Annotated in this window: 3 protein-coding genes; 1 reads left to right on the top strand and 2 read right to left on the bottom strand. The window is 68.1% G+C overall.

Going from position 1 to position 1,797, the window contains the following annotated elements; genetic code table 11:
• Both BGN97_RS13795 and BGN97_RS13790 read right to left on the bottom strand, forming a co-directional pair.
• Positions 1–944: DUF222 domain-containing protein (locus tag BGN97_RS13795; protein WP_292702604.1), on the bottom strand; the 944-nt coding region annotated here is incomplete at its 3' end.
• 138 nt (positions 945–1,082) lie between these two features.
• Positions 1,083–1,658, bottom strand: coding sequence for an AAA family ATPase (locus BGN97_RS13790; RefSeq protein WP_292702602.1), 576 nt, complete (start codon positions 1,656–1,658; stop codon positions 1,083–1,085).
• A gap of 55 nt (positions 1,659–1,713) precedes the next feature.
• On the opposite strand from BGN97_RS13790, the gene BGN97_RS13785 reads away from it, so the two are divergent.
• The coding region (locus BGN97_RS13785) for a DsbA family protein (protein WP_292702621.1) at positions 1,714–1,797 on the top strand (84 nt) is incomplete at its 3' end.

The following is a 1,797-nucleotide window of genomic DNA, read 5'->3' as shown; positions in this document are numbered from 1 at the left end:
TCGCCCGGGCGCGCGGTCAGGAGCAGATCGGTGAGGAGTTCGGTGCGGATCTGGTCGATCCCGCGGGGGTCTTCGGGGATCAGCACCGGGACCGGGCCCCGTGCGATGGCGCGGTCCATCATCTCCAGGTACGCATCGACGGACTCCGGGGTGTCGGCGGGGTCGTCTTCGACAGGGCCGTTCCACGCGAACGGGTCGACGGTGAACGTGCCGTTCGCGGTGATGACCTCCACGGACCGATCGACTTCGGCCTCGAGGAGCGGGTCCATCGGGAGGGTGGGGTCACCGTCCCGATGCTTCTGCAGTCTGGCCATGGCTGTGAGGCGGTCCATGATGGCCTCTGCCCGGTGGGTGGGCATCAACGCACTCAGCAGGCTCAGTTCGTCTGTGACGGGCCGGATTGTGACGCACTGCTCGGCACGCGCATCCGCATGCCGCTCGACCACGGTGCGCGGGGCGAGGGCGGCGCCGAGTTCCCGGACATGCGCCCGAGTCCGGGCAGGAGCCTCAGCCTCCGCGAACTCCAGAGCCGCCGCCTCATACAGGCCCAGTAGGTGCGGCGGGATCGTCTCGTCGGCGACCGCCTGCTGCACGGGAGACGCGGCAGACAGGATCTCCCGCACGTGAGAGGCGGTGATCGTTCCGGAGGCGAATGCGTCTGCCACAGCGGGGAAGGATTCCCGCAGTGCCCGCGCACCCGCGAACGCATGCTCGACACTCCCTTTCGCGACCCGGCCCGCGGCGGTGTACTCGGCGATCATCGACCGTTCGATCGCGTTCCTGTGCAACGGGGCCTCGATGACATCGGCATCCATCAGAACCAGACGATCCGCCAGCAAGCTTGCCGCTCGCGCTTCGAGGGCGTTGATCTGACGACGCACCTCCACCCACTCGGCCAGCAGGGCGGCCTGCTGGTCCGTGGGGTGAAGGGATGCGCCTGTCATCCTCTCAGTGTAGTACATATATACGAACAAGGGAAGCGGTTTCGCGAGTCTTTTCTCTCGACGACCGGGAGTTCCCTGGCGTCGAGGCCGTTTCGGTTCGCTTCGCTCGCTCAGGGCATTTCGTCTCGCTTCGCTCGCTCAACGACCGGGGAAGACGAGGCGGGCCAGCCACCGCTCGGCCTCGCGCGGATGCGCGAAGCGCACGATCGCCAGGTGCGGGAAGCGCGCCTCGTACTCCGGCATCCGCTCCCGCCAGACGTTCAACGTCTGCTGCTGCCAGCGCAGCACGTTCTCCTCGGGTGCGGTCGTGGTCGCCAGCTGCCAAAGCGTCGGCTCGCGGTTGCCGTTCCACAGCTCCCGCCGCAGGATGCTGCGCTTCAGCGTCCGCCGCCACAGGCGCCCGCGCACGATCCGGTCGGGGTAGTCGAGCCACGCGCACAGCTCGGCGCGCGGCGGCAGCACCTCGTCTACGCCCTTCGACCTGTACTGCCACTCGCTGATCCAGCGGTCGGTCGCGGCGAACGCGCGCACGTCGTCGAGGAACGACTCCCGCGGCGTCCACTCCGGGCCGTGGTGCAACGCATCGAGCTCGTGGCGCGGCAGATCCGCGGCATCCGCGAGCCGGGCGGCGAACGTCGTCTTCCCGGAACCCGACACTCCGGCGACCAGCACCCGCCGCGGGCGGAAGGGGATCGGATCGGAGGCGCTGAGCATCAGAGAAGATTACCGGGACGGAATACGACCGCGTTCCATGCCGTTGAATGGTGTTGTGAGCGAACCCATCTCCATCGACATCTGGTCCGACATCGCCTGCCCCTGGTGCTACATCGGCAAGCGCAACCTCGAGGCGGGT

This window comes from Microbacterium sp. 69-10 (assembly GCF_001897945.1).
Lineage (GTDB): Bacteria > Actinomycetota > Actinomycetes > Actinomycetales > Microbacteriaceae > Microbacterium.
Note: the sequence above shows the minus strand (reverse complement) of the source record. Positions and strands in the feature narration are given on the sequence as shown.